This is a genomic window from Aliihoeflea sp., assembly GCF_052435475.1.
Classification (GTDB): domain Bacteria; phylum Pseudomonadota; class Alphaproteobacteria; order Rhizobiales; family Rhizobiaceae; genus Aliihoeflea.
This window is the reverse complement of record NZ_JBQVMV010000031.1, coordinates 1-21,040: the sequence shown is the minus strand read 5'-3', so window position 1 is coordinate 21,040 and position 21,040 is coordinate 1. Positions and strand designations below refer to the sequence as shown.

At 63.9% G+C, this 21,040-nt stretch carries 23 protein-coding genes; 8 read left to right on the top strand and 15 right to left on the bottom strand.

The genetic code is table 11. From position 1 onward, the window contains the following. The 6 genes from ACT6QU_RS19155 to ACT6QU_RS19130 all read right to left on the bottom strand — a co-directional run. Positions 1-1,065: SulP family inorganic anion transporter (locus ACT6QU_RS19155; protein WP_444837014.1), on the bottom strand; the 1,065-nt coding region annotated here is incomplete at its 3' end. Positions 1,066-1,093: 28 nt separating this feature from the next. Then, positions 1,094-1,525, bottom strand: coding sequence for a DUF6691 family protein (locus tag ACT6QU_RS19150; protein WP_444565878.1), 432 nt, complete (start codon positions 1,523-1,525; stop codon positions 1,094-1,096). 4 nt (positions 1,526-1,529) lie between these two features. Further along, the gene (locus ACT6QU_RS19145; RefSeq protein WP_444565877.1) at positions 1,530-1,958 is read right to left on the bottom strand and encodes a YeeE/YedE family protein; all 429 of its coding nucleotides are present in this window, start codon (positions 1,956-1,958) and stop codon (positions 1,530-1,532) included. Beyond that, complete coding sequence (locus tag ACT6QU_RS19140; RefSeq protein WP_444565876.1) at positions 1,955-2,305, bottom strand: metalloregulator ArsR/SmtB family transcription factor; 351 nt, start codon at positions 2,303-2,305, stop codon at positions 1,955-1,957. The genes ACT6QU_RS19145 and ACT6QU_RS19140 overlap by 4 nt, the downstream gene beginning before the upstream one ends. After that, the gene (locus ACT6QU_RS19135) at positions 2,296-3,177 is read right to left on the bottom strand and encodes an MBL fold metallo-hydrolase (protein WP_444565875.1); all 882 of its coding nucleotides are present in this window, start codon (positions 3,175-3,177) and stop codon (positions 2,296-2,298) included. Before ACT6QU_RS19135 ends, ACT6QU_RS19140 begins: the two co-directional genes overlap by 10 nt. 38 nt (positions 3,178-3,215) lie before the next feature. Next, positions 3,216-3,638, bottom strand: a complete 423-nt coding sequence (locus tag ACT6QU_RS19130) for a TIGR01244 family sulfur transferase (RefSeq protein WP_444565874.1) — start codon at positions 3,636-3,638, stop codon at positions 3,216-3,218. A gap of 135 nt (positions 3,639-3,773) precedes the next feature. Between ACT6QU_RS19130 and ACT6QU_RS19125 the strand changes: the two genes are divergently transcribed. After that, positions 3,774-5,054, top strand: a complete 1,281-nt coding sequence (locus ACT6QU_RS19125) for an MFS transporter (RefSeq protein WP_444565873.1) — start codon at positions 3,774-3,776, stop codon at positions 5,052-5,054. Between the two features lie 769 nt (positions 5,055-5,823). Then, positions 5,824-6,099 (top strand): hypothetical protein, encoded by a 276-nt coding sequence (locus ACT6QU_RS19120; RefSeq protein ID WP_444565872.1) that lies wholly within the window; start codon positions 5,824-5,826, stop codon positions 6,097-6,099. Here ACT6QU_RS19120 and ACT6QU_RS19115 read toward each other — a convergent pair. Genes ACT6QU_RS19115 through ACT6QU_RS19100 form a run of 4 tightly spaced genes read right to left on the bottom strand, consistent with a single transcriptional unit; the run spans position 6,096 to position 7,817 of the window. After that, entirely contained in the window at positions 6,096-6,530 is a 435-nt protein-coding gene (locus ACT6QU_RS19115; RefSeq protein ID WP_444565871.1) for a hypothetical protein, read from the bottom strand. The genes ACT6QU_RS19120 and ACT6QU_RS19115 overlap by 4 nt on opposite strands. Next, entirely contained in the window at positions 6,527-7,063 is a 537-nt protein-coding gene (locus ACT6QU_RS19110) for a hypothetical protein (RefSeq protein WP_444565870.1), read from the bottom strand. Before ACT6QU_RS19110 ends, ACT6QU_RS19115 begins: the two co-directional genes overlap by 4 nt. Next, a complete protein-coding gene (locus tag ACT6QU_RS19105) occupies positions 7,060-7,464 on the bottom strand; it encodes a hypothetical protein (protein ID WP_444565869.1) in 405 nt (134 codons plus the stop codon). Before ACT6QU_RS19105 ends, ACT6QU_RS19110 begins: the two co-directional genes overlap by 4 nt. Then, positions 7,464-7,817 carry a hypothetical protein gene (locus ACT6QU_RS19100; protein WP_444565868.1) on the bottom strand — a complete coding sequence of 118 codons (354 nt, stop codon included), beginning with the start codon at positions 7,815-7,817 and terminating at the stop codon, positions 7,464-7,466. The genes ACT6QU_RS19105 and ACT6QU_RS19100 overlap by 1 nt, the downstream gene beginning before the upstream one ends. Positions 7,818-8,071: 254 nt before the next feature. On the opposite strand from ACT6QU_RS19100, the gene ACT6QU_RS19095 reads away from it, so the two are divergent. Further along, entirely contained in the window at positions 8,072-8,686 is a 615-nt protein-coding gene (locus tag ACT6QU_RS19095) for a hypothetical protein (RefSeq protein ID WP_444565867.1), read from the top strand. Positions 8,687-8,743: 57 nt separating this feature from the next. On the opposite strand, the gene ACT6QU_RS19090 is transcribed toward ACT6QU_RS19095, so the two are convergent. Both ACT6QU_RS19090 and ACT6QU_RS19085 read right to left on the bottom strand, forming a co-directional pair. After that, the gene (locus ACT6QU_RS19090) at positions 8,744-8,938 is read right to left on the bottom strand and encodes a hypothetical protein (RefSeq protein WP_444565866.1); all 195 of its coding nucleotides are present in this window, start codon (positions 8,936-8,938) and stop codon (positions 8,744-8,746) included. Between the two features lie 4 nt (positions 8,939-8,942). Next, positions 8,943-9,257 carry a hypothetical protein gene (locus ACT6QU_RS19085; RefSeq protein WP_444565865.1) on the bottom strand — a complete coding sequence of 105 codons (315 nt, stop codon included), beginning with the start codon at positions 9,255-9,257 and terminating at the stop codon, positions 8,943-8,945. Between the two features lie 147 nt (positions 9,258-9,404). On the opposite strand from ACT6QU_RS19085, the gene ACT6QU_RS19080 reads away from it, so the two are divergent. Next, complete coding sequence (locus ACT6QU_RS19080; protein ID WP_444565864.1) at positions 9,405-9,800, top strand: hypothetical protein; 396 nt, start codon at positions 9,405-9,407, stop codon at positions 9,798-9,800. Positions 9,801-9,804: 4 nt separating this feature from the next. Here the strand turns inward: ACT6QU_RS19080 and ACT6QU_RS19075 are convergent, their stop codons facing one another. From ACT6QU_RS19075 to ACT6QU_RS19065, 3 genes are all read right to left on the bottom strand, one after another. Further along, positions 9,805-10,317, bottom strand: a complete 513-nt coding sequence (locus tag ACT6QU_RS19075; RefSeq protein ID WP_444836733.1) for a hypothetical protein — start codon at positions 10,315-10,317, stop codon at positions 9,805-9,807. Between the two features lie 217 nt (positions 10,318-10,534). Further along, a complete protein-coding gene (locus ACT6QU_RS19070; RefSeq protein WP_444565862.1) occupies positions 10,535-10,954 on the bottom strand; it encodes a hypothetical protein in 420 nt (139 codons plus the stop codon). After that, positions 10,951-12,345 (bottom strand): hypothetical protein, encoded by a 1,395-nt coding sequence (locus tag ACT6QU_RS19065; RefSeq protein WP_444565861.1) that lies wholly within the window; start codon positions 12,343-12,345, stop codon positions 10,951-10,953. The genes ACT6QU_RS19070 and ACT6QU_RS19065 overlap by 4 nt, the downstream gene beginning before the upstream one ends. 458 nt (positions 12,346-12,803) lie before the next feature. Between ACT6QU_RS19065 and ACT6QU_RS19060 the strand changes: the two genes are divergently transcribed. The 4 genes from ACT6QU_RS19060 to ACT6QU_RS19045 all read left to right on the top strand — a co-directional run bounded on the left by ACT6QU_RS19060 (position 12,804) and on the right by ACT6QU_RS19045 (position 20,909). Further along, on the top strand, positions 12,804-15,128 hold the full coding sequence (locus ACT6QU_RS19060; RefSeq protein ID WP_444565860.1) for a DNA translocase FtsK: 2,325 nt from the start codon (positions 12,804-12,806) through the stop codon (positions 15,126-15,128). A gap of 150 nt (positions 15,129-15,278) precedes the next feature. Continuing rightward, the gene (locus tag ACT6QU_RS19055) at positions 15,279-16,109 is read left to right on the top strand and encodes an ImuA family protein (RefSeq protein WP_444565859.1); all 831 of its coding nucleotides are present in this window, start codon (positions 15,279-15,281) and stop codon (positions 16,107-16,109) included. Beyond that, complete coding sequence (locus ACT6QU_RS19050) at positions 16,000-17,562, top strand: Y-family DNA polymerase (RefSeq protein WP_444565858.1); 1,563 nt, start codon at positions 16,000-16,002, stop codon at positions 17,560-17,562. The genes ACT6QU_RS19055 and ACT6QU_RS19050 overlap by 110 nt, the downstream gene beginning before the upstream one ends. After that, entirely contained in the window at positions 17,559-20,909 is a 3,351-nt protein-coding gene (locus ACT6QU_RS19045) for an error-prone DNA polymerase (protein WP_444565857.1), read from the top strand. The genes ACT6QU_RS19050 and ACT6QU_RS19045 overlap by 4 nt, the downstream gene beginning before the upstream one ends. Positions 20,910-21,040 lie beyond the last annotated feature (131 nt).

The window sequence follows — 21,040 nt, the reverse complement described above, 5'->3', positions numbered from 1 at the left end:
GGCAAGCGCGATGCCGCTGGCGGTGTAGATGCCGGCAGCGGGCGTCTCGGCTCCGGCGTCGAAATTGACGACGGAGCGGGCAAAGCCACCGGTGACGGGATAGCCCGACGAGATGGCCGAGGCAATGTTGGCCGCGCCGAGCCCGATCAGTTCCTGGTCCGGGACGATGCGCTGGCGGCGCTTGGCGGCAAGTGTCTGCGCGACCGAAACGGATTCCACGAAACCGATCAGCGAGATCAGGAGCGCGGGGACGGCGAGCGTGCGGATGAGTTCGAAATCGAACACGGGCAAGGTCGGTACGGGCAGTCCCTGCGGAATGGCACCGACGAGGGCGACGCCTTCTTCGCCGAGATTTAGCATCGTGGCGGCAAGGATCGTCGCGGCGACGGCGGCGACGGGGCCGGCCTTGGTGGCGATGTCGGCCATGCGCGGCGACAGGCCAACCGCGACGAGCACTCGCTTGAGGCGCAGCCGCACGAAATAGAGGAAAGCCAGCACCGAAGCGCCGAGGATGAGGGTTGGCAAATTAACAGAGCCGATGTTCTCGGCGATGCCTATGACGATCTGCGGCAAGGTGTGCCCGCTGGCTGGAATGCCGAGCAAATATTTGAGCTGGCCTGCCGCAATCAGCAGGCCTGAGGCGGTGATGAAGCCGGAAGTGACCGGGTGGCTCAGGAAATTCGCGACAAAGCCCAGCTTGAACAAGCCCATGGCGATCAGCATCGCGCCCGACAGGAAGGCGAGCAGCATGGCGGCGGCGAGATAGGCGGGTGTGCCCTGCGCAGCGATTTCGCCGATGGCCGAGGCGGTCATCAGCGAGACAACCGCGACGGGACCGACGGCGAGCGTGCGGCTGGTGCCAAACACGGCATAGGCGACCAGCGGCAGGATCGACGCGTAGAGCCCGATCTCCGCCGGCAGGCCTGCCAGCATTGCATAGGCGAGCGATTGCGGGATCAGCATGATGGTGACGATGATCGCCGCGACCATGTCGTTGGTCAGGGTCGCGCGGGAGTAGTGCCGACCCCAGTGAAGGATCGGCAGGTAATCTGCCAGCCGGTTCATTGTCGTGGTCTTTCGGGTGTTGCCCGCGTCAGGCGGTGCGTGGTGCGGCGGTCCCCTCGGCCAGCAGGCGCGCAGCCCACATGCCGAGAATCATGGCGGGAATGAAGGCGAGCGTCCCGGTCGCGCCGAGGCCGAGCGCGGTCAGTGCTGGGCCGGGGCAGAACCCGCCGAGCCCCCAGCCGATGCCGAAGATGGCGGGGCCGGCGACAATGCGCGCGTCGAGGTCGTTGCGCGCCGGCAGGTGGAACTGGCTGCCGACGATCGGCTCGGCGCGCGTCAGCACCAGACGATAACCGACGAATGTCACCAGCATCGCGCCGCCCATGACGAAGGCAAGCGACGGGTCCCAGGTTCCGAACAGATCGAGGAAGTTGAGGACTTTTGCCGGGTCCGACATGCCGGAGACGACCAGGCCTGCGCCGAAGAGGAGGCCAAGCGCGAGATTGACGAGGAAGGACATGGGATCAGGCTCCGATGACGTGGCGGACGAGGAAGACGGTGACGAAGGCTGTCGCCATGAAGACGCCTGTGGCGACGATGGAGCGAGCCGACAGCCGCGACAGACCGCAAACGCCATGGCCCGATGTACAGCCATTGCCCCAGACCGAGCCGAAGCCGACGAGAAGGCCGGCGGCGATCATCAGCGGAATGTTGGACGAGACAGTTTGGCTGATCTCGACGCCGCCGAGCGCGATCATGGCAAGCGGCGCGGCGACGAGCCCGACGACGAAGCCGAAGCGCGATAGGAACGCCCCGTCGCGATAGGGCGGCAGCAGGCGGCCGGCGATGCCGGAAATGCCTGCGATGCGACCTTCCCAGAGCATCAGGAGGACGGCCGACAGGCCGATCATCATACCGCCGATCAGTGAGGCGAGGGGAGTGAATTCGGTCATGGGGTCGATCCTTTGGCCGGCGTCGCGCAGAACATGGCGTGCATCATCGATATGAACTCGGATACGCGGCCGTCTTCGAGCCGGTAGTACATGTGCTTGGATTCCTTGCGGCCGGTAATGAAGCCGGCCTCGCGCAGTTCGGCGATTTGTTGCGACAGGCCCGGCTGGCGGATGCCGAGCGTGTCTTCGAGGTCGCGCACCGAGCGTTCGCCATCGACGAGCGCGCACACGATCATCAGCCGCGAGGGGTGGGCGAGCTTTTTCAGAAACTCCGCCGCCTCGCTGGCATTGTCCACCATCTCGGCGGTCTCTTGCGACAATTCGCGGGTCATGACGGTCAGTCCCATGCCGCGCCCTCCAGAACGTCGAGGGGGAATTTGAGGTACCGCTGGCCGTTGGCCTCCGGCGCGGGCAGGCGGCCGCCATTCATGTTGACCTGCAGCGCGTGCAGGATCAGCTTGGGCATCGGCAAGGTCGCGTCGCGCTTCTCGCGGACGGTGACGAACTCGTCCTTCGAGCGGCACTTCGACATGTGCGTGTTCGCCGCCTTCTGTTCGGCGACGGTCGACTCCCACCGCGGCTCGCGCCCGTCCGGCTGATAGTCATGGCCGACGAAGATGCGCGTCGCGTCTGGCAGGGCAAGGATCTGCTGGATCGAATCCCACAGCCGCGATGCGCTGCCGCCGGGAAAGTCGGCCCGCGCCGTGCCGGAATCCGGCATGAACAGCGTGTCGTGGACGAAGGCCGCATCGCCGATCACATAGGTGATCGAGGCCAGCGTGTGGCCGGGCGAGAACAGCACCTTGGCATCGATATCGCCGACCTTGAATGTCTCGCCTTCGGCAAAGAGCTTGTCCCACTGCGAGCCGTCGGCGGGGAAGTCGGGCCAGTTGTAGAAGCCCTTCCACAGCCTCTGCACCTCGACCACCTTCTCGCCGATCGCCGTCGGTGCGCCGGTCTTTTCCTTCAAATAGCGCGCGGCGGAGAGATGATCGGCGTGGGGATGGGTATCGAGAATCCATTCCACCGTCAGGCCTTCACTCTCGATGTAGTCGAGGATCGCATCGGCGTTGATCGTCGCCGTCGCCCCCGACTTCTCGTCGAAGTCGAGCACCGGGTCGACGATCGCGCACTTGTTCGTGGCGGGATCGGAAACGACGTACTGTACAGAAAAGGTACGCTTGTCGAAGAAGGCCTTCACGTCGGGTCTGTTGCTCATCATGACACTCGGTCCGTAATTTGCGTTTTCGCGTTCGTTTATTGATTGTTGGCGTCGAGCCATTTCACAGCGCCCGATAGGTCGACACCGAGGCGCTCTCCGAGCGGCATGACGTCGCTCTTTGCCATTCGGCCGTCGAGCACTTCACCGATCGCGTAGAGCGTCGCCGAGCGCGTTCCGGTCTTGCAATGGGCGAGGACGGGGCCGTCGGCCCGGGCGAGCGCAGCCTGGAAATCGGTCACATGGCCCTTTGTGATCTGGCCGGGAACGACGGGAACATGCGCGTAACCGAGCCCTTCGGTTTCAGCGATGCGGCGGTTCTCCGACGCGGTCGGCTGTCCGGCTTCTTCGCCGTCAGGACGGTTGTTGACGATGGCGGCGATGCCCCTGGCCTTGGCCGCAAGGATATCGCCGGCGGTGAGCTGCGGGGCGATGAAAAGCTTGTCGGAAACCTGTTTCATGCGTCTCTCCTCGGGGGAAGCGGCCGAGCCGCCCGTTTCGATGTTCTGCATATAAAAACGATTGCAAAAAAACGCAATAGATAATACGAACATTTTTGCCGCGACATATCCATCCGAGCGCGCAGGATTTGAAGCATGATCGAACCGCAAATCGGAATCGTCGCCAACCGCAGCCAATTTGGGCATCAGCTCTTGCAGGTGCTGCTTGTGGGCCTGACGCTCGGCATGGTTCGAACGGTGGTTCCGGCGTTGGCCGAGAGCGAGTTTGACGTCGCCCGCGGTTCGATCCTGCTTTTGTCGTCGTTCGTCGTCGCCTTTGGCCTCGTGAAGGGCGTTTTGAACTTTGTCGCTGGCCACCTGTCGGAGCGGGTCGGTCGCAAGCCCGTGCTGCTCGCCGGCTGGGTCGCCGCGTTTCCGGTTCCCTTTCTCATTTATTTCGCGCCGACCTGGTCTTGGATTGTCGCCGCGACCGTTCTTCTCGGCGTCAATCAGGGTCTTTGCTGGTCGATGAGCCAGACAGCAAAGCTCGACTTTACTCGACCTGACCAGCGCGGCCTTACTCTTGGTCTCAACGAATTTGCCGGCTATGCAGGTGTGGCCGCCGCAGGTATCGTCACCGCTTATTTGACCGAGAGCCTTGGCATGCGCGTCGGCCTCCTGGTGTTCGGCATTGCTGTCATCGCCGCCGGCACTTTACTGGCCGTGTTTGGTGTCCGCGAGACGCTGCCGTTCATCCGTCCTTCCGCTGATCGGAATTGGAGTCCCGGCCAGGACGAGTCACTGCCCGGCACATGGGCGGTGTTCGCTCTGATGTCATGGCGGGACCGCCGTTTGGCGGCGTTGTCGCAAGCGGGCCTGGTAGAAAAATTCGTCGATGCGCTTGTCTGGGTTGTCCTGCCCGTGCACCTTTTTGCAGAGGGCGTTCCGCTGCCGCAAATCGGCTGGATCGCGGGAACCTATGGCGTCGTCTGGGGTCTTGCCCAACTTCTGACGGGGCCGCTCTCCGACCGGATCGGCCGGCATGTCCTCAATGTCGGAGGCATGTGGGTCTGCGCCATCGGAACCGCTCTTATGGTGTTGCTCGAAGGGTTTGCGGGGTGGACCGCTTCTGCTGCCCTTACCGGGTTTGGCATGGCGATGCTCTATCCGAACCTGTCGGCCGCCGTCGCCGATATCGCCGAACCGACATGGCGGGGCTCGGCGATCGGGATCTACCGCTTCTGGCGCGATCTGGGGTATGCGATCGGCGCGCTTGGATTTGGCCTTGCGGCAAGTCTTGCCGGGACGCTCGATGCGGCGTTCTGGTTTGTCGCAGGCTCCATGCTCGCATCTGGAGCGCTGCTGGCACTGTGGGGTGGGGAATCGCATCCCAGCATGTTGGACAAGGCTCCAATCGGCCCCTGGTCTTCTCGATGATACGACGCTATCCGCCCCCTATGCCGTGCGACACGGATGCAACATGGGTGGCCGCGCAATAGCCTTATCAGTCTATGTCGCCAATCTGCTGCCCCCGTACTAGAATGAAGAGACCGCTCACTATTTCTTGCCCCCCGCAGAAGCGAGCGGTTCAAGAGCGGTCGATGGCGTCACCGGCATCGGCCGCTTGTCGTTTGGAGCGGCTTCCAATAAGCGCCCGAAATTTCGCGAACACGAAGAGTTAATCAGACCGCCTAACCTCAAGGCTGTCGTGACAGCGCAAGTCAACTTCTCCGTCGCGGTGTGGTCGGTGACTCTTCCTGGAGCACAGCCGCTTTTTCATTTGCACCTGCCCATACGAAAGTGATCAAGCAGCGCTTGAAGAAGTCATGGCGTCAGTCCAGAAATTTGGCAACCGGGTCTACCTGGAAGACGGTTTCCCTGATGCGGAAGAAACTCTTCACTGAAGGCGAACATTCATTGCTGAGCGATGTTCAGTCTCTAGCGAGCCCTATCGTTTGTCCCGCCTGGTTTGAAGATCGCCTGAACAACTGACATGGGGAGAGCGTCGCCGACAATGTGCGGTGGTTACCTGAATGTCCGCTCTCCCAGTCTTACTGCCCAAGAGCGGTCAGTCAGGTAACCACCCCAAGTTTGTCATTGGTTCGGGCCGTTATTCCGTAGCAAGTGCACCTGGTTCCGGCCGCGGCAAAGCCGCCAAATTCATCAGGAAGCCGCTTCCCTTATCGACCGCGACCGCAACTCCATCATGGAATGGAATTGGACGCCTCGAGTTGCCGTCTCTGCGTTAGCAACGCTAACCGCAGGCGCTTCAGCTGCTGCGCCGAAGGTCGTCACCGAGATCGTCAAGCGGAAGGTCGAGGTGCCGCGCAGCCTTTTGACCTGTTCGCCGGAACCCGTGGAACGGACCGCTTGGATATCGCAGTGCGACGACGCCAGATACATGATCGATCTCGCTGAAGCTCGCGAGGACTGCCGGACCAAGCTCGATGCAGTCCTGCGTCTGGTCAAAGCCGCCGATTAGGACCTCGGCGGCGGAGGAGGTCCACACCTGGCGGGCATAGGCGGGGCAGGCGGCTTCGGTGCCGAAGTTCGAGCGATCAGCCTCGCGGGGGCGGCCTTCGGCGCGGGCGTCGGTACGGCAACCTCCGGCGCTTCAGGCGCGGTGTATCCGGACCGCCATTCGTAGTCGACCTTCGGCGAAAGGGGTGGGCGATTGAGTCCAAGGAACTCGTCCCGGCTCTGTCCGGGTTGCCAGGTGTCGGCCAGCGCCTGCATTTCGCGGCGAAAGTCCTTTTCCTCCGGTGTGCCCTCGATCTCGTATCGACCTTGCGGCGCGCGGTCGAACGGCCAGCGGACGCTGCCGACCCTGCCGGGACGGATCGGCGTATGCTTGATCACCGTCGGCTTCGTCGGACGGACGTCGCCGCCGGTCATCGGTGTCTTCGTCTTCATGCCGACATCCTTTGCTTCTTTCGTGCGGCGGATTTCTCCGGATCGACCCCGGCGGCGAATTCCAAGTCCGCGACCTGTGCGGGAGTCGGAGTCCATCGAAACGATGGATAATGGATCCCGCACCTGATTTGTATGTACGGACACAGGTCCGTCATGTCCCCGAGGTCGACCCGGGTGTGCTGCGCGAGCGCCTTGGGTTCGGCCTCGCGCCAGCGTTCCCGCAGATCCCAGGCGTCGTCCCGTCGGCCGCCGGTGTGGAGGTCGCGTTCGCCAGGAATGCCGTAGGCGTTGAGGACGGCGGCGATGCGGCCGATCTCGAGATCGATCGCGTGTCTCATCAGCTTGCCGAGGTCGTCGGCAGGGATGCGGCGCGCGTATGTCAGATCCGAGAGATCGCCGTACGCCCTCATCGACCGCTCGGATCGGCCAATGGGTCCGCCCTGCGCGGCGAGCGTTTTCACGCCGTTCGCCGCCAGCAGGTCTTTGACCGCGTTATAGAGTTCGACGATCTTCTTCGGCGACGTCGGGATCACGCGAACGCCCTCCGGGCTGCCGCCGGCCGGCGAGGCTGCCGCTCGTACGACGTCGAGCCGTCCGAAAATGCGGTGCCGATCATCCAGCCGTCTTCGCCGTTGGCGGAATCGAGATAGGCGTAGGCTTCGGCGAGATCTTCGCTCTCATACTCTTCGTAGCCGTCAGGATTGCTGACCACATACCCTGTCACCTGCGGCGCTTCGGCGACGTCCCCGTCGAGGTCGAACCCGCCATGCGCGTTGACATAGTCGTAGATGTCCGTCGCGCGGACGGCGAGACGGTCTTCAGACTCGTAGACGCGCGGCGAGCCCGGCAGCATCGCCTCGAGCTTTGCGATCGAGCGCTGAAGCTTCGCGATCTCGCTTCGGATGATGGTCTCGGTTGCGGTGTTCATGTTCATCAGAACGTCTCCTTCATCTCAGTCAGAGCTTCGAGAAATGCCAGGGTTTCGCCGCCGGTGCTGAAATGCGGACGAACGATCCTGACCGCGCGGTCGAAAGCATCCGTGAGCTTGTCGCGACAGGCGATCTCGCGCTCTTTGCAGTCGTCGCTGAGTTCCGCGAAAGAGCTTCTGGACATCAGCACCAGCCTGAGAAGCGCGTTCTTTGCGATCGCGATCTCCTGGACCGCGGCCTTCACTTCTTCGCTCGGCAGTGCCGGACCCCCATCCTGTCGGGTTTCAACGCCCAGGCGATGAGCGCGCCTGATCGCTTCAAATTCCGCGTCTCTTTTTTCGGTGTCAGTGCTTTGCATTTGAGTTTCCCCTTTCGGCGACCGCTCGATTGCGTCCGCCGCTAGAAGAATGGTGATGCGTGGCCCGCTGCGGCACAAGCATTTTCCAAACTGGATTTTCGCGACCCCGGCTAACCCCGTCACCGACTGATTTCGTCAACAATCTGGCTGTCGGCGGCGGCCGGCGGATGGACTGGAGCGCCGGCGGTTTTGTTCTTGCACGCCGGCGGATCATGTTTTCGGAGCGGCATGGGTGCCGCCAGGGGAGAACCACAATGAGATTTCTACAAATCATCGGTCAGCTGATGAAGGTCGCCGGTCAGTTCGTCGTGAACTGCATCAAAGTCCCGTTCAACTTTCTCGACTACGCGCTGAGCAAGGTTTTTGGCTCGTCCGAGGGGCGGCTAAATCCCGCCCGCATGATGGAAGCCGCCCGTGGCGGTGGCGCTGCGTCGGCGGCGGAAAGCGTCGCCGAAAGCGCGCTCGAAGCCGTACAGGCAAGGGCGCTGGCTGCCGAACGAAAACGCGAGCGGCAGTCGAACTCGGTCGGCGAAGTCGTCTATGCATACGCTTCGGCGACACCGGCGGACCGCCCCGGGATTTCGCTCGCGGGCGTGCCCAACCACGTTCAGGACTGGCTGCTCGGGCTTCCGGAAGTCGACCTGCGTCGCCTGTCCGTCGCCGGCCGCACTGCATGCCAGCGCGCGTCCGAGGGCAAGCGTTGCGGCGTCGTCGGTATCTCGTATCCCCCGACCTACGGTGCGGTCGCTGCGGGGGAGGCCGGCCTCCTCTCCCGCCCGGCGGTCGAACTCGCCCGCCAACCGAGCCGTAGCGACCTTCTCGAGCGGGTCCGGGAGCGACTCGTCTCGAACTTGATGAAGCCGGTCTGAGCGTTACGTAACGGTTTGACGACATCGCCCCCGGGAGCCTAGCGTTCCCGGGGTTTCTCATGCGCGGTCGTGAATGTTCCACTTCCGTTCCCGAGAACCCGCCCGGGAACGACGGTCTAGCCGAAGACCGGGTTCGGCCGCTCGAAGCGTGTCGCGAACCTCGAGCAGCTTCGGCGCGTACGCTGGCTCTTCGAGAACAAAGTCGCCATAGCGCTCCTTCAGCCATTGCCAGTCCTCGTCGGAGATCGCCATGACGTCAGTCTGCACGGCGGTTGGCCATGCGGTCGATGAAACCCTGGCGGTCGGCGCACGCTTGGCGCAGCCGTGCGTTTTCGGCCGTCAGTTTGGCGACCTCGTCCAGCGCCTTGCGCGCGAGAGCCGACAATTCGACGACGTCGCGTTGCGCCTGAGCGAGAGCGACGAGCGTGTCATTCTCGGCACGCCTCTCGCGGGCAGCACGCATTGCGGCGATCCCGCGTTCGTGGCAGCCGACGACACCCATTGCCAGTCCGGTCGTGATCAAGCCGAGCTGTCCTACCGCGACGCCCGCCGGGTTCCTGCTGTTGTACATGCTGATCTCCCGTCTTCGCTAACCGTCCTCGCCATATAGGGGGCAGGGGAGTCCGTGAGAGCCCCTTGATTTCGACCGCCCGCGTTCGGGGTTAACGGAATGCGATCGCGGTTGCGGAATGCGGCCGGCCTGAGCAGGATGATGCGTATGACCGACGTCGCGATCCAAGTCTCGAAAGACGGCATCTCGTATGCTGTGATGCCGGACCCGCTCGACCTTGACGCTGACGTCGAGATCAAGGCCGCTTTCCGTCGCTGGCCGACGTGGGACTTCGGACACACACCGCTGCCGCGACATCTCTACGAACGCTACCTCGCGTTCGACCTGGTCTTGCGGATACTGCGTGCCGGCGACGCGACCGGAGCGATCTGGGCCGTCGAGGTCGGAGTTGACGAACGCCTAGTGGGAGCAGTCGAGATCGCCTTGGGCGAAGCCGATGTCGGCGTGGCCCTCCAGGAGCCGCACGTGGACGGCGCGGCCGGCCTGATGAAGGACTGGATCCGGGAGATCGGGGAAGCGACGCCGTTGCCGCTGGGAATGTAAACGTTCAGGCAGCGGCGAAGGACGCAGCACCGAACAGAGGGACGAAAGCTGAGATCTCATCATAAGAGAGGGCGCGGTCGAACTGCGCCGAACAGTCCTGATAGCGATCGATGAACCCGCGCGGTGCGATCAAGACCGTTTCCAAGTCGTGATAGTGTAGCCATTTCGGGGTTCTGGCACATTGGATGGCGCGACGTCTGTAGGCAGCTGCCTGATCGAAGGTGAGCTTGCCGTCGAAGGGCTTGTTTTCAATGTGGAATGCGAAGCGTAGGCCGCCGGGTGCCTCGAACACGGCGAAAAGGTCGGTTTCGGATTCAGTGCCGTCATTGAGCTTGATCCACCAGTGCTTCCACCAGTGCTTGGCCTTCCTCACGCGGGACTGCTCTTCATGCAGCAGGCGGGCGGTGTCGGCGAACCGTCCGAAACGAGACCCGGCTAGCAGCCAGTGTTGGAAGACCTGGTCGGTCTCCAGCGTGTCGGCGAAGGCGTGATCGAGTTCGACTTCTGATATCCGCATGCGAAGCTCCCTGCATAGAGAGAAACTACCCGCCACAGGCTTCCGGACGGTTAACCGTCAAGCTGCAGAAAATCCATTTCGGCCGCAGGAAAGGCGTTACTGATGGTGGTGGGTACCGCCGTGAATCTTGCACTCGAGCAATGCAGGCTGGTCGCACTCGCCCGGCGGCGACATTTCGATGAAGCGCGAGTCCTGATCTCGGGAACGCCGGGCGAGTCTAAACCGTACGCTGAGTGCGAGCCTCGCGCCGGTTCTCCACCCACTGCCAAGCGAGCCGAAGCGCGTCCGTGAGGTCGGCAAGGTCGGCGTCACCCTCGTCTTCCCACGCCCTGAAGATTTCGCCCCGATGATAACAGCAAGCGATGCGGTGATCGGGAGCGAAAATGACCCGGCCCGCTCCTATTTCCGGAGGAGATGCGAGGACCCAGCGGTACTCGCCGTCGCCCTCGTCGGTAAGGCAGCGTGCCATGTCTTCGAGAAGCTCGACGTCGATGTCGGACAGGGGCTCGCCGGCCGCGCGGAGCCGCTCAATTTCGACCGCTGCAGATTCGGCAGCCGTGACCGTGGCGGAAACCGACACGGTGCCGTCGAGAAGCGGTCCGAGTTCGATGCTGTCGTCGTAGTCGTGGTCTGTCATGCAGCCTTCACCCCTGCAGCCGCTCGGCGGGCCAATTCCAAGCCTTCCAGACACCACGTTTCGAAGGCCTCAAGGATCCTCAATTTGACGTCGAGATACTCGTGCTGGTCGTATACGGATGTTGCAGTCGTTTTACGACCCTCGTCCGCATGCGTGATCATCTCGACGTCGTCGCGGGTGAGCCGCTTTTCGCCGACGCTGAAATCATGCATCCGGGGTCCCATGACACTGATGAAAGTTCGGCGGAGGTGATGGGATGAGGGTGTGAAGGGAAGGGCGGACAGAGGTCCCCCAGGCTCGCGCATCGTCTCCAGCACCGCCGACACCCTTCGCTCGGACATGTGGCCGTTCATCGACCTGCCTTTCTTGCTTGGCCGAAGCTGAGGGAAGAGATACAGGTTGTCGTCCCGCGACATAGCAAGAGCGGCTCGGACTGCCTCGGCGGCGGTTTTCGGCAGCGGAAGTACTCTCCAGGCGGCTACTTTGTCCGATAGACGCCAGACCATGCCGTACCCTGGATGGTCCTTGATCGCCGATTTTCGTGTCTTAAGCGGCGTCATTCGACGCTGCCCGGTTAACAATGAGATGGTGGTCGCGAGCCGGGCCGAAGCATTCGGCACGTTCGGGAGCGCTAGAAGTAGTTGGCCGATCTCGATCTGAGAGAATGTCCGTTCGGTCTCGGTATCGACTTCCGTTTCGGTTGACCGTTCCATGACCTTCGACAATGGTTGAGCCGGCGAAAGTGCGATCAACGCATCGTCGCGGTTCACGTACCATTTGAAGCAGGACTTCAACGCGCTCACCGTTAGGTCGGCTTGGCGGAGCTTGCCGCCGCCGCCTCCACGACGGACGATCGATGCCCGCACTTTGACCAGATCCTGCGTAGTAATCGCGACGACGGGCTTCCCGGCTAGGTGAGCGAAATCGGCAGACATCGCCCCGCCTTCGACTGCGCCCAGGGCGCTGCGATAGTTGCGGACGGTGTCCTTGTTCCGGTGATCGGCAACCCACGCGAGGAACCCGTCGCGGACTTCCTCCCAGGTCTTGCCCGAACCCGCCGCGATATCCGCATGCTGCTGGGCGGTTTCCACGTTACGGTGCTTCAGGAACTTTGCGATGAGGGTCTTGAAGTCCTCGCCGTTCTTTTTCGCTGTCCGGACTCGGGCGGTCAGTTCGCGCAGCTCGACGATGTCGTCTATGTGCTGAAACGCGTGGAAGTCGGCGATCCGGACTTTCAAGGTCCGCTCGATGATCCGCCAGGATGCTCTCGTGTCGCCGACGACGATGGCGAGGCCGGCGGCATCCTTGTCGCGGATCGTCCCCGTCTCGCCGCGCTTCAGCATGCCCCGCACGCGCTTGATTGTGTTGCCGTCGATGCTTTCCGTCGCCATCTGCCGTCCGCCCTGTTGATCCAATCTACCTCGAGCGTGACCGAACCCGTAGCGGCTGTCCAGAGGTGTGACCCTCGCGCTGATGGTGACGATGCGTCGCGTGACCTTTCCTTTTGAAAAAGGTCACGGCCAAAAAAGATTACAAGCCACGATGGCGTCTCGGCTCGACGCTTTGTGCTGTAATGCTTCGAAATTCAAATCTGTTAACAAGGTTTGATGAATGCTAGATCACAAAACCGCCGAGCAGCTGACTCTTAATCAGCGGGTCGTAGGTTCGATCCCTACATCACCCACCATTTTCATTCCATTCGTCTGTCCCAATTGGGCGCCCGCCATCATCGGCGCGCGATTATGATTGTGCACGACCGCGTTTTCTGACGCGCCGGCAGCGTGGTCGGGAAGGAACTGTTAACCGTGTGATCCTATCCCTCAACGGTGTCCAACCGTTGAGCATACGCATGTCATCCTCGCCGATCACCAGGGCAAACATCATCCCGATTTCCCTTTACTCTTCCCGGGCGCAGACGGCGCCCGATGGGTCCGAAACGCAGGCGGAAGCTGCACGCGCCGAGCGTGATGGCCCGCGCGAACCGTCGGTCAATCCGGTTTCTCAGGAGGCCAAGCCCGAGTGGGAAAAGCACTTCTTCATGGCGCCGAACGTGCGCTTCACGCGCACGCCGGACAATGCGGTGACGAAGAAGCAGAACAAGGCGGCCGCTGAACCGACCGCCGGTTTGTCGCCTGACGAGGCGCCGATGGCGCCGGTCGTCGTTCGCGACCATGTTCTGGAACTCGTCCATGACGCGGACGACCGGTCGGCCGAGGCGGTCGATGAACCTGCTGCCCCGGCCGCTGCGGCCAAGGCCGAGTCGGCCTCGCCGACGAGCGGGGACGTGTGGGCGCTCCTTTCGGACCACGCATTCTTCGAGCTCGCGCCGCCGCTGTCGCCGAAGGGCGAAATCGTGCCTGCACCCAAACCCGTCGCTGGCCGGGTGGTTTCCGTGGCCCCGCGGACAGTCGCCCCGGCCGCGGCCGCAACGCCGCGACCCAGCGAATCCGATCCGGCATCTCTCTACCGTGTCATCGATTGTTCGGTTGGGTCAGGTGGTAAGGCCCTCACTTCTTCTGAGGAGGCCGCGTCTGGGCGTCTCGCGCAGCGTCCTGCCGGGCAGACCGCGGTGCGGGCCATCGTGCCAGCCGCTCCGCCAGCGTCAGTGCGGCCGCCGGTCTTGCCCGAGCCCATGCGGATCGAGGCCGAAGCTTTCGGGGAGGGCTATTCGTTTCCCCCGATCGACCTCCTGCAGGACCCTCCGATCGGAACCGGCGTCTACCTGACGCAGGAGCGCCTGGAGCAGGGCGCGGACCTGCTTGAAAGCGTGCTGGAGGATTTCGGGGTCAAGGGCGAAATCATTCACGTGCGCGCCGGCCCGGTCGTCACGCTCTACGAATTCGAGCCGGCACCCGGCGTCAAATCGAGCCGCGTGATCAATTTGGCCGACGACATTGCGCGCTCGATGTCGGCCGTATCGGCGCGCGTCGCGGTGGTGCCGGGCCGCAATGCCATCGGCATCGAATTGCCGAACGACGAGCGCGAGACGGTCTATTTCCGCGAACTGATCGAGAGCGACGCCTTCGGCCGGTCGAATGCCAAGCTTGCGCTGGCACTCGGCAAGGACATCGGCGGTCAGCCGGTCGTCGCCGATCTGGCGCGCATGCCCCATCTTCTGGTCGCCGGAACGACGGGCTCGGGCAAGTCGGTCGCCATCAACACGATGATCCTCTCGCTTCTCTGCCGGTTGAACCCGGAAGAGTGCCGGCTGATCATGGTTGATCCGAAGATGCTAGAACTGTCCGTCTATGACGGCATCCCGCATCTTCTGACGCCGGTCGTCACCGACCCGCAAAAGGCGGTGACCGCCTTGAAATGGGCGGTCCGCGAGATGGAGGACCGCTATCGCAAGATGGCGCGCCTCGGCGTGCGCAACATCGACGGCTACAACAGCCGCGCTGCAGCCGCACGCCAGAGCGGCGAACAGATTTTCATGCAGGTCCAGACCGGTTTTGCCAAGGGAACGGGGGAGCCGACCTTCGAGGAACGCGAGATCGACCTGTCGCCGATGCCGTTCATCGTCATCATCGTCGACGAAATGGCCGACCTGATGATGGTGGCGGGCAAGGAGATCGAAGGCGCGATCCAGCGTCTCGCACAGATGGCGCGGGCAGCCGGCATCCATCTGATCATGGCGACGCAGCGTCCCTCGGTCGACGTCATCACCGGCACGATCAAGGCGAATTTTCCGACCCGGATTTCCTTCCAGGTCACCTCGAAGATCGACAGTCGCACCATTTTGGGCGAACAGGGCGCCGAACAGCTCCTCGGCCAGGGCGACATGCTTCACATGGCCGGCGGCGGGCGCCTGGCGCGCGTCCATGGGCCGTTCGTTTCCGATGCCGAAGTCGAGAAGGTCGTCGCGCACCTCAAGGCACAGGCGACTCCGGAATATCTCGACACGGTGACCGCCGATGGCGATGCGCCGCTCGCCGATGAGGACGAAGGCGACGTCGACGCCGCCGTGGACGGCGACGATGGCGACACGCTCTATGCCGAGGCGGTGAAGGTCGTCACGCGAGACAAGAAGTGCTCGACCTCTTATATCCAGCGACGCCTGGGCATCGGTTACAACCGTGCCGCCTCCCTCGTCGAACGGATGGAGAAGGAGGGGCTGGTCGGTGCGCCCAATCATGTGGGCAAGCGCGAAATTCTTTCCGGCCAGTCTGCTTAAGGCTGGCCTGATCGGCGCTCGGCGGGGCTGAAGGTTCGACCGGACCTTCGCCTCGTCAGGCGCCGACGCATGGGAAGATCACATTTTCCAAAGCCGAATTGACTCCCGTTCCGGTTGGGTTCTTAATAGAACAAAATAGGAACATATGGCATGGATGGTCGACGCGATATCCATGCGCTGCGGCAAAGCCTCGCCGCCCTGGAGCCCGTCGGACTGATTGGGCCGGAGAGCCGGTTTTCGCTTGGTGCGGACGGGCCGGACAGGGCGTTGGGCGGCGGGCTGATGCGCGGCGCATTGCATGAGGTGCTGGGTGCGGCAGGGGCGGATGCGGCTTCCGCGGCGGGCTTCGTCGCGGGTTTGAGCCTGCGGGCGGGCTTGCGGATCGACGAGGATCTGCGCTCTGAAGGCGGCGCGATGCGCCTTCGGAAGACGCTTTGGGTGCGCCAGGTCGCCGGCGAGGTCGAGACGGGCAAGCTCTATCCGCAGGGCCTGCTCGACATCGGCCTTTTGCCTCAAACGCTGATCCAGGTTCGGCTGAAGGATGCCGCGGCCGTCCTGCGCGCCGGTATCGAGGGCGCGCGGTGCGAGGCGCTCGGCGCGGTCGTCATCGAGCCCTGGGGCAATCCGAAGGTGCTCGACCTGACCGCCACGCGTCGGCTGACGCTGGCGGCGGAGGAAAGCGGCGTGCCGATCTTTCTTTTACGCCTTTGCGCACGCGCCGAGCCGAGCGCGGCGACGACGCGCTGGCAGGTGGGCGCGCTTGCTTCGCGCCCGCTCGAAGCCAATGCGCCGGGCATGCCGGCCTTCGACATCACCCTTTTGCGCCAGCGCGCAGGCACTGCCGGCCTCAACTGGCAGATGGAGTGGAACCGTGACGAGCAACGCTTCGAGGAACAGGCGATATCTCGCGCTGTGGCTCCCCTTTCTTCCGACCGACCGGCTGGCGCGTCTGGCGCGCAGGGCTGGCGGCAGGCGGGATGACCGGCCGATGGTGGTCGCGGCGCTTGAGGCCAATGCGATGCGCCTCGTCGCAGCCGACCGCAAGGCGCTGTCGCTCGGGCTCAATCCGGGCCTTGGCCTTGCCGATGCGCGCGCCCGCGTGCCGGCGATCGAGGTGCACGAGCACGAGCCGGAGGCCGATCTCGCGCTTCTTCGCCATGTCGCCGACTGGTGCGATCGCTATACGCCTGTCGTTGCGGAAGAGGCGCCCGACACGCTGATCCTCGAGATTGCCGGTTCGGCACATCTGTTCGGCGGGGAAAAGCGGCTGAAGGCCGACCTCGAGCGGCGGCTGTCGAGCTTCGGCCTGACGGTGCGGTCGGCGATTGCCGGAACGGCAGCGGCGGCGCGCGCGCTTGCCCGCTTCGGGGAGGGCGGCATCGTCGCGTCCGGCGCGGAGCGCGAGGCCGTGGCGCCGCTACCGGTCGCCGCCCTCGAAGTGGAGCCCGAGAGCATCGTCGCGCTCCGCCGCGCCGGCCTGATGTCGCTCGGTGATCTTGCCGCGCGCCCGCTGAAGCCGCTCGCCGCACGGTTCGGTTCGGGATTCGTGCGCCGGCTGCAGGCCATTTTCGGCGAAATCGACCCGCCTTTGTCGCCGCGCCGGCCGCTGCCCTTGTTCACGGCGGAGGAACGCTTTGCCGATCCGATTGGGCTCGAGGGGGACATCGCGATCGCCTTCGAGGCGCTGACGCGCAGCCTTTGCGCCCTTCTGGAGCGGCACGGGCAGGGCGGGCGCGCCTTCGAGGCGACCTTCTTTCGCGCCGATGGCGCGACGCGGCGCATCGAGGCGCTGGTCGGGCGGCCTCTGCGCGATCCCGCAGCACTGAAGAAGCTCTTCATGACCCGGCTCGACGCGCTTGCCGATCCGGTCGATCCCGGCTTCGGTTTCGACATGATCCGGCTCGCCGCGCTGGCGGGCGACCCGGCCGACGGCGCACAGATGCGTTTCGAGCGCGACCGGGTGGACGAGGCGGCGGTGGCCGACCTCGTCGACCGCCTGAGCGCGCGGTTCGGCCCGGGCGCTGTCGAGCGCTTCCTGCCGATCGACAGCCATCTGCCCGAACGTGCCGCACGGCGCGTGCCGGCGATCGGCGATGGCGAGGCCGAAATCGAATGGAGCCCGAGCCCCGCCGGCGAGCCGCCCTTGCGTCCAATCCTCATCTTCACGCCGGCTCAGCCGGTCGAGACTATCGCCGAAATCCCCGAAGGTCCTCCCTACCGTTTCCGCTGGCGGCGCATCTGGCACGACATGGTGCGCGTGGAGGGCCCCGAGCGCATATCGCCCGAATGGTGGCGCACGGCCAAGGAGCCGAAGACCCGCGACTACTACCGCGTCGAGGACCGGCAGGGCCACCGCTACTGGCTTTACCGCGAAGGCCTTTATGCGCGCGAGGCGGGCGAGGTGCGCTGGTTCATCCAGGGGCTCTTTCCATGACGGATTACGCCGAACTTGCCACGACCACCAATTTCTCCTTCCTGCGCGGCGCGTCGAGCCCGCAGGAGATGGTGCTGGCCGCGCTCATTCTGGGCCATAACGGTATCGGCATTGCGGATCGCAATTCGGTCGCCGGCGTGGTGCGCGCCTACGGCACGCTGAAGGAGGCCCGGAAAGGCGAATTGCCGGTCGAGAAGATTCGCGAAGGCTCGGGGCCGGGTGAATATGTCTGGGCAATCCCGGGCGAGGTCGAGAACCTCCAGATCGACGTCGAAACGCTGATGGCGCAGGCGCAGGCATTCAAGCTTGCGGTCGGAACGCGGCTCGTCTTTTGCGACGGCACGCCCGACATCATCGCCTATCCGGAAAACCGGCAGGGCTGGGGAGAGCTGTGCCGGCTCCTGACCATCGGAAACCGGCGTGCGCGGAAGGCGGACTGCATTCTTTATCTGGACGATCTTCTCTCCCGTTGCAGGAACCTGCTGCTGGTCGTCATGCCGGGGGAAGAGTTCGGTCAGTTGCCGCACCTGCTTGCCCGCCTTTCAGGGGCCGGCCACATCTGGCTGGGCGCCACGCTTCTCTACAATGGCCGCGACCGGCGCCGGCTCGCCAGGCTGAAGAGCCTCGGCGCAAAGGCCGGCGTGTCGCTGCTGGCCGTCAACGACGCGCTTTATCATTCCCCCGACCAGCGCGATCTGCAGGATGTTCTCACCTGCATCCGCGAGGGCACGACCATCGAAGCGGCAGGTCGCCTGCTTCATGCCAATGCGGAGCGGCATCTGAAGCCCGCCCGCGAGATGGCGCGGCTCTTTCGCGATTGTCCCGAGGCGATCGACGAGGTGCAGCACCTTCTGGCGCGGGTGGATTTCTCGCTGGGCGAACTCAAATACGAATATCCCGACGAGCCCATTCCGCCCGGCTGGTCGCCGCAGGGCTGGCTGGAGGACCTGACCTGGCGGCGGGCCGCCATGCGCTATGACGGCGTGGTGCCTTCGAAGATCGTCGATTCCATCTGCAAGGAACTGGTGCTGATCGAGAAGCTAGACTACGCGCGCTATTTCCTCACCATCCACGACATCGTCCAGAAGGCGCAGGAACTGGGCATCCTGTGCCAGGGCAGGGGGTCGGCGGCCAATTCGGCCGTATGCTACGCGCTCGGCATCACCTCGGTCGATCCGGCGACGAGCGACCTATTGTTCGAACGGTTCCTGTCCGAAGAGCGCAAGGAGCCGCCCGACATCGACGTCGATTTCGAGCATGAGCGGCGCGAGGAGATCATCCAGTATATATATGAGCGCTACGGCCGACATCGCGCGGGCATCGCCGCGACCGTCATCCACTATCGTCCTAAAAGTGCGATCCGCGAGGTCGGAAAGGCGCTTGGCCTGTCGCAGGACGTGACTGCGCGCATCGCCGGCACGGTTTGGGGAAGCTGGAGCCGCGACACGCTGCCGGACAAGCGCATCGTCGAGGCCGGGCTCGATCCGGCCAATCCGATGATCCGACGCGCGGTCGATTTCGCTGCGCGGCTCCTCAACTTTCCACGTCACCTGTCGCAGCATGTCGGCGGCTTCGTGCTTGCGCGCCACCGGCTCGACGAGATGGTGCCGATCGGCAATGCCGCGATGGAGGACCGCACCTTCATCGAATGGGACAAGGACGACATCGACACGCTCGGCATGATGAAGGTCGACGTGCTGGCACTCGGCATGCTGACCTGCATCCGCAAGGCGTTCGAGCTTCTCGAAACGCATTATGGCCGGTCATGGGAGCTTGCGACCATTCCCCAAAAGGACGACCCGACTTTCGAGATGCTCCAGCTCGGCGAATCGATTGGCGTCTTTCAGGTCGAAAGCCGGGCGCAGATCAACATGCTGCCGCGCCTGCGGCCCAAGGTGTTCTACGATCTCGTCATCCAGGTGGCGATCGTGCGGCCCGGGCCGATCCAGGGCAACATGGTCCATCCCTATCTCAGCCGCCGGCACAAGCCGCCGGAGGAGATCGTCTATCCCTCGCCCGGCCCCCCGCACGATCCCGACGAACTGAAGAACGTGCTCGATCGCACGCTGGGCGTCCCGCTCTTCCAGGAACAGGCGATGAAAATCGCGATGGTCGCGGCCGAGTTCACCGATGTCGAGGCCAACCAGCTGCGCAAGGCAATGGCGACCTTCCGCCACAATGGCAAGATGGAGCGCTTCGAGGCGATGATGGTCGAGCGCATGGCCGCGCGCGGCTATGACCGCGACTTTGCCCAGCGCTGTTTCGACCAGATCAAAGGCTTCGGCGAGTACGGCTTTCCTGAAAGCCACGCCGCCTCCTTCGCCAAACTCGTCTATGTCTCGGCCTGGCTGAAATGCCACCACCCGGATGTCTTCGCCTGCGCGCTTTTGAACTCCCAGCCGATGGGCTTTTACGCCCCGGCGCAGATTGTGGGCGATGCGCGCAAGAACGTTGTCGAAGTGCGCGGCGTCGACGTCAATCACAGTTTTCGCGACAACACGCTTGAAGAACGCGGCGAGGGTAACCGCCGCGCGCTGCGCATCGGCTTTCGCCAGGTGGATGGCTTCAAGGACGATTGGGCGGAGCATATCGCGGCCATGCGGGCAGGGGGCTATGAAAACGTCGAGGATATGTGGCGGCGCACGCGGTTGCCCGGCCGGGCCTTCCGGCTTCTCGCCGATGCCGATGCGTTTCGCTCGGTCGGGCTCGACCGGCGCGCCGCGCTTTGGGCCGTACGCCGCCTGCCGGATGACGCGCCGCTGCCGCTGTTCGCCGCCGCCGATCGCCATGAACTGGGCGCGGAAGAAATGGTAGAGCTGCCTGCGATGCCGCTCAGCGAACATGTGGTTGCCGACTACCAGACCATTCGCCTGTCCTTGAAAGCGCATCCGATGCAGTTCCTGCGACGCCTGTTCGACGGCGAGGGGGTATTGAGCGCGGCCGGCCTCAATGCGGCGCGCGATGGCAGGCGGGTGCGCGTCGCCGGCATCGTTCTCGTCCGCCAGCGGCCGGGCAAGGGCAATGCGATCTTCATGACGCTCGAGGACGAGACGGGCGTTGCCAATGCGCTGATCTGGTCGCGCGACTTCGAGCGCTACCGCCGGCCGATCATGGCAGCGCGGCTGGCGCTGGTCGAGGGGAAGGTGCAGCGAAGCGCAGAAGGCGTCGTCCATCTGATGGCGACCGCCGTCCACGACCGGACCGGCGATCTCGACCGCCTGTCCTCTTCCTATGAGGCGAAGCCGGAGTTTTCGCGCGCCGACGAGATCCTGCGCCCGCAGCCGAACCGCACCCACAATCACCCCCGAAACGTCCGCGTGATCCCCAAATCGCGCGATTTTCACTGAGAACTGCGCTGCCGCAGGGGCTTCCGCTCCGGTTTCCCTTCGGTGATGAGCCGATTTCGCAAAAACTTTGAATTGGTCGTTGACAGTTTTGGGGAGTGGGGACTATAACCCGCTCAACAACGACAGCGGCG

Coding starts and splice junctions, on each gene's coding strand:
- ACT6QU_RS19150 (WP_444565878.1), bottom strand. CDS start 1,525: ATGTCCTTCCTCGTCAATCTCGCGCTTGGCCTCCTCTTCGGCGCAGGC.
- ACT6QU_RS19145 (WP_444565877.1), bottom strand. CDS start 1,958: ATGACCGAATTCACTCCCCTCGCCTCACTGATCGGCGGTATGATGATC.
- ACT6QU_RS19140 (WP_444565876.1), bottom strand. CDS start 2,305: ATGGGACTGACCGTCATGACCCGCGAATTGTCGCAAGAGACCGCCGAG.
- ACT6QU_RS19135 (WP_444565875.1), bottom strand. CDS start 3,177: ATGAGCAACAGACCCGACGTGAAGGCCTTCTTCGACAAGCGTACCTTT.
- ACT6QU_RS19130 (WP_444565874.1), bottom strand. CDS start 3,638: ATGAAACAGGTTTCCGACAAGCTTTTCATCGCCCCGCAGCTCACCGCC.
- ACT6QU_RS19125 (WP_444565873.1), top strand. CDS start 3,774: ATGATCGAACCGCAAATCGGAATCGTCGCCAACCGCAGCCAATTTGGG.
- ACT6QU_RS19120 (WP_444565872.1), top strand. CDS start 5,824: ATGGAATGGAATTGGACGCCTCGAGTTGCCGTCTCTGCGTTAGCAACG.
- ACT6QU_RS19115 (WP_444565871.1), bottom strand. CDS start 6,530: ATGAAGACGAAGACACCGATGACCGGCGGCGACGTCCGTCCGACGAAG.
- ACT6QU_RS19105 (WP_444565869.1), bottom strand. CDS start 7,464: ATGAACATGAACACCGCAACCGAGACCATCATCCGAAGCGAGATCGCG.
- ACT6QU_RS19100 (WP_444565868.1), bottom strand. CDS start 7,817: ATGCAAAGCACTGACACCGAAAAAAGAGACGCGGAATTTGAAGCGATC.
- ACT6QU_RS19095 (WP_444565867.1), top strand. CDS start 8,072: ATGAGATTTCTACAAATCATCGGTCAGCTGATGAAGGTCGCCGGTCAG.
- ACT6QU_RS19090 (WP_444565866.1), bottom strand. CDS start 8,938: ATGGCGATCTCCGACGAGGACTGGCAATGGCTGAAGGAGCGCTATGGC.
- ACT6QU_RS19085 (WP_444565865.1), bottom strand. CDS start 9,257: ATGTACAACAGCAGGAACCCGGCGGGCGTCGCGGTAGGACAGCTCGGC.
- ACT6QU_RS19080 (WP_444565864.1), top strand. CDS start 9,405: ATGACCGACGTCGCGATCCAAGTCTCGAAAGACGGCATCTCGTATGCT.
- ACT6QU_RS19075 (WP_444836733.1), bottom strand. CDS start 10,317: ATGCGGATATCAGAAGTCGAACTCGATCACGCCTTCGCCGACACGCTG.
- ACT6QU_RS19070 (WP_444565862.1), bottom strand. CDS start 10,954: ATGACAGACCACGACTACGACGACAGCATCGAACTCGGACCGCTTCTC.
- ACT6QU_RS19065 (WP_444565861.1), bottom strand. CDS start 12,345: ATGGCGACGGAAAGCATCGACGGCAACACAATCAAGCGCGTGCGGGGC.
- ACT6QU_RS19060 (WP_444565860.1), top strand. CDS start 12,804: ATGTCATCCTCGCCGATCACCAGGGCAAACATCATCCCGATTTCCCTT.
- ACT6QU_RS19055 (WP_444565859.1), top strand. CDS start 15,279: ATGGATGGTCGACGCGATATCCATGCGCTGCGGCAAAGCCTCGCCGCC.
- ACT6QU_RS19045 (WP_444565857.1), top strand. CDS start 17,559: ATGACGGATTACGCCGAACTTGCCACGACCACCAATTTCTCCTTCCTG.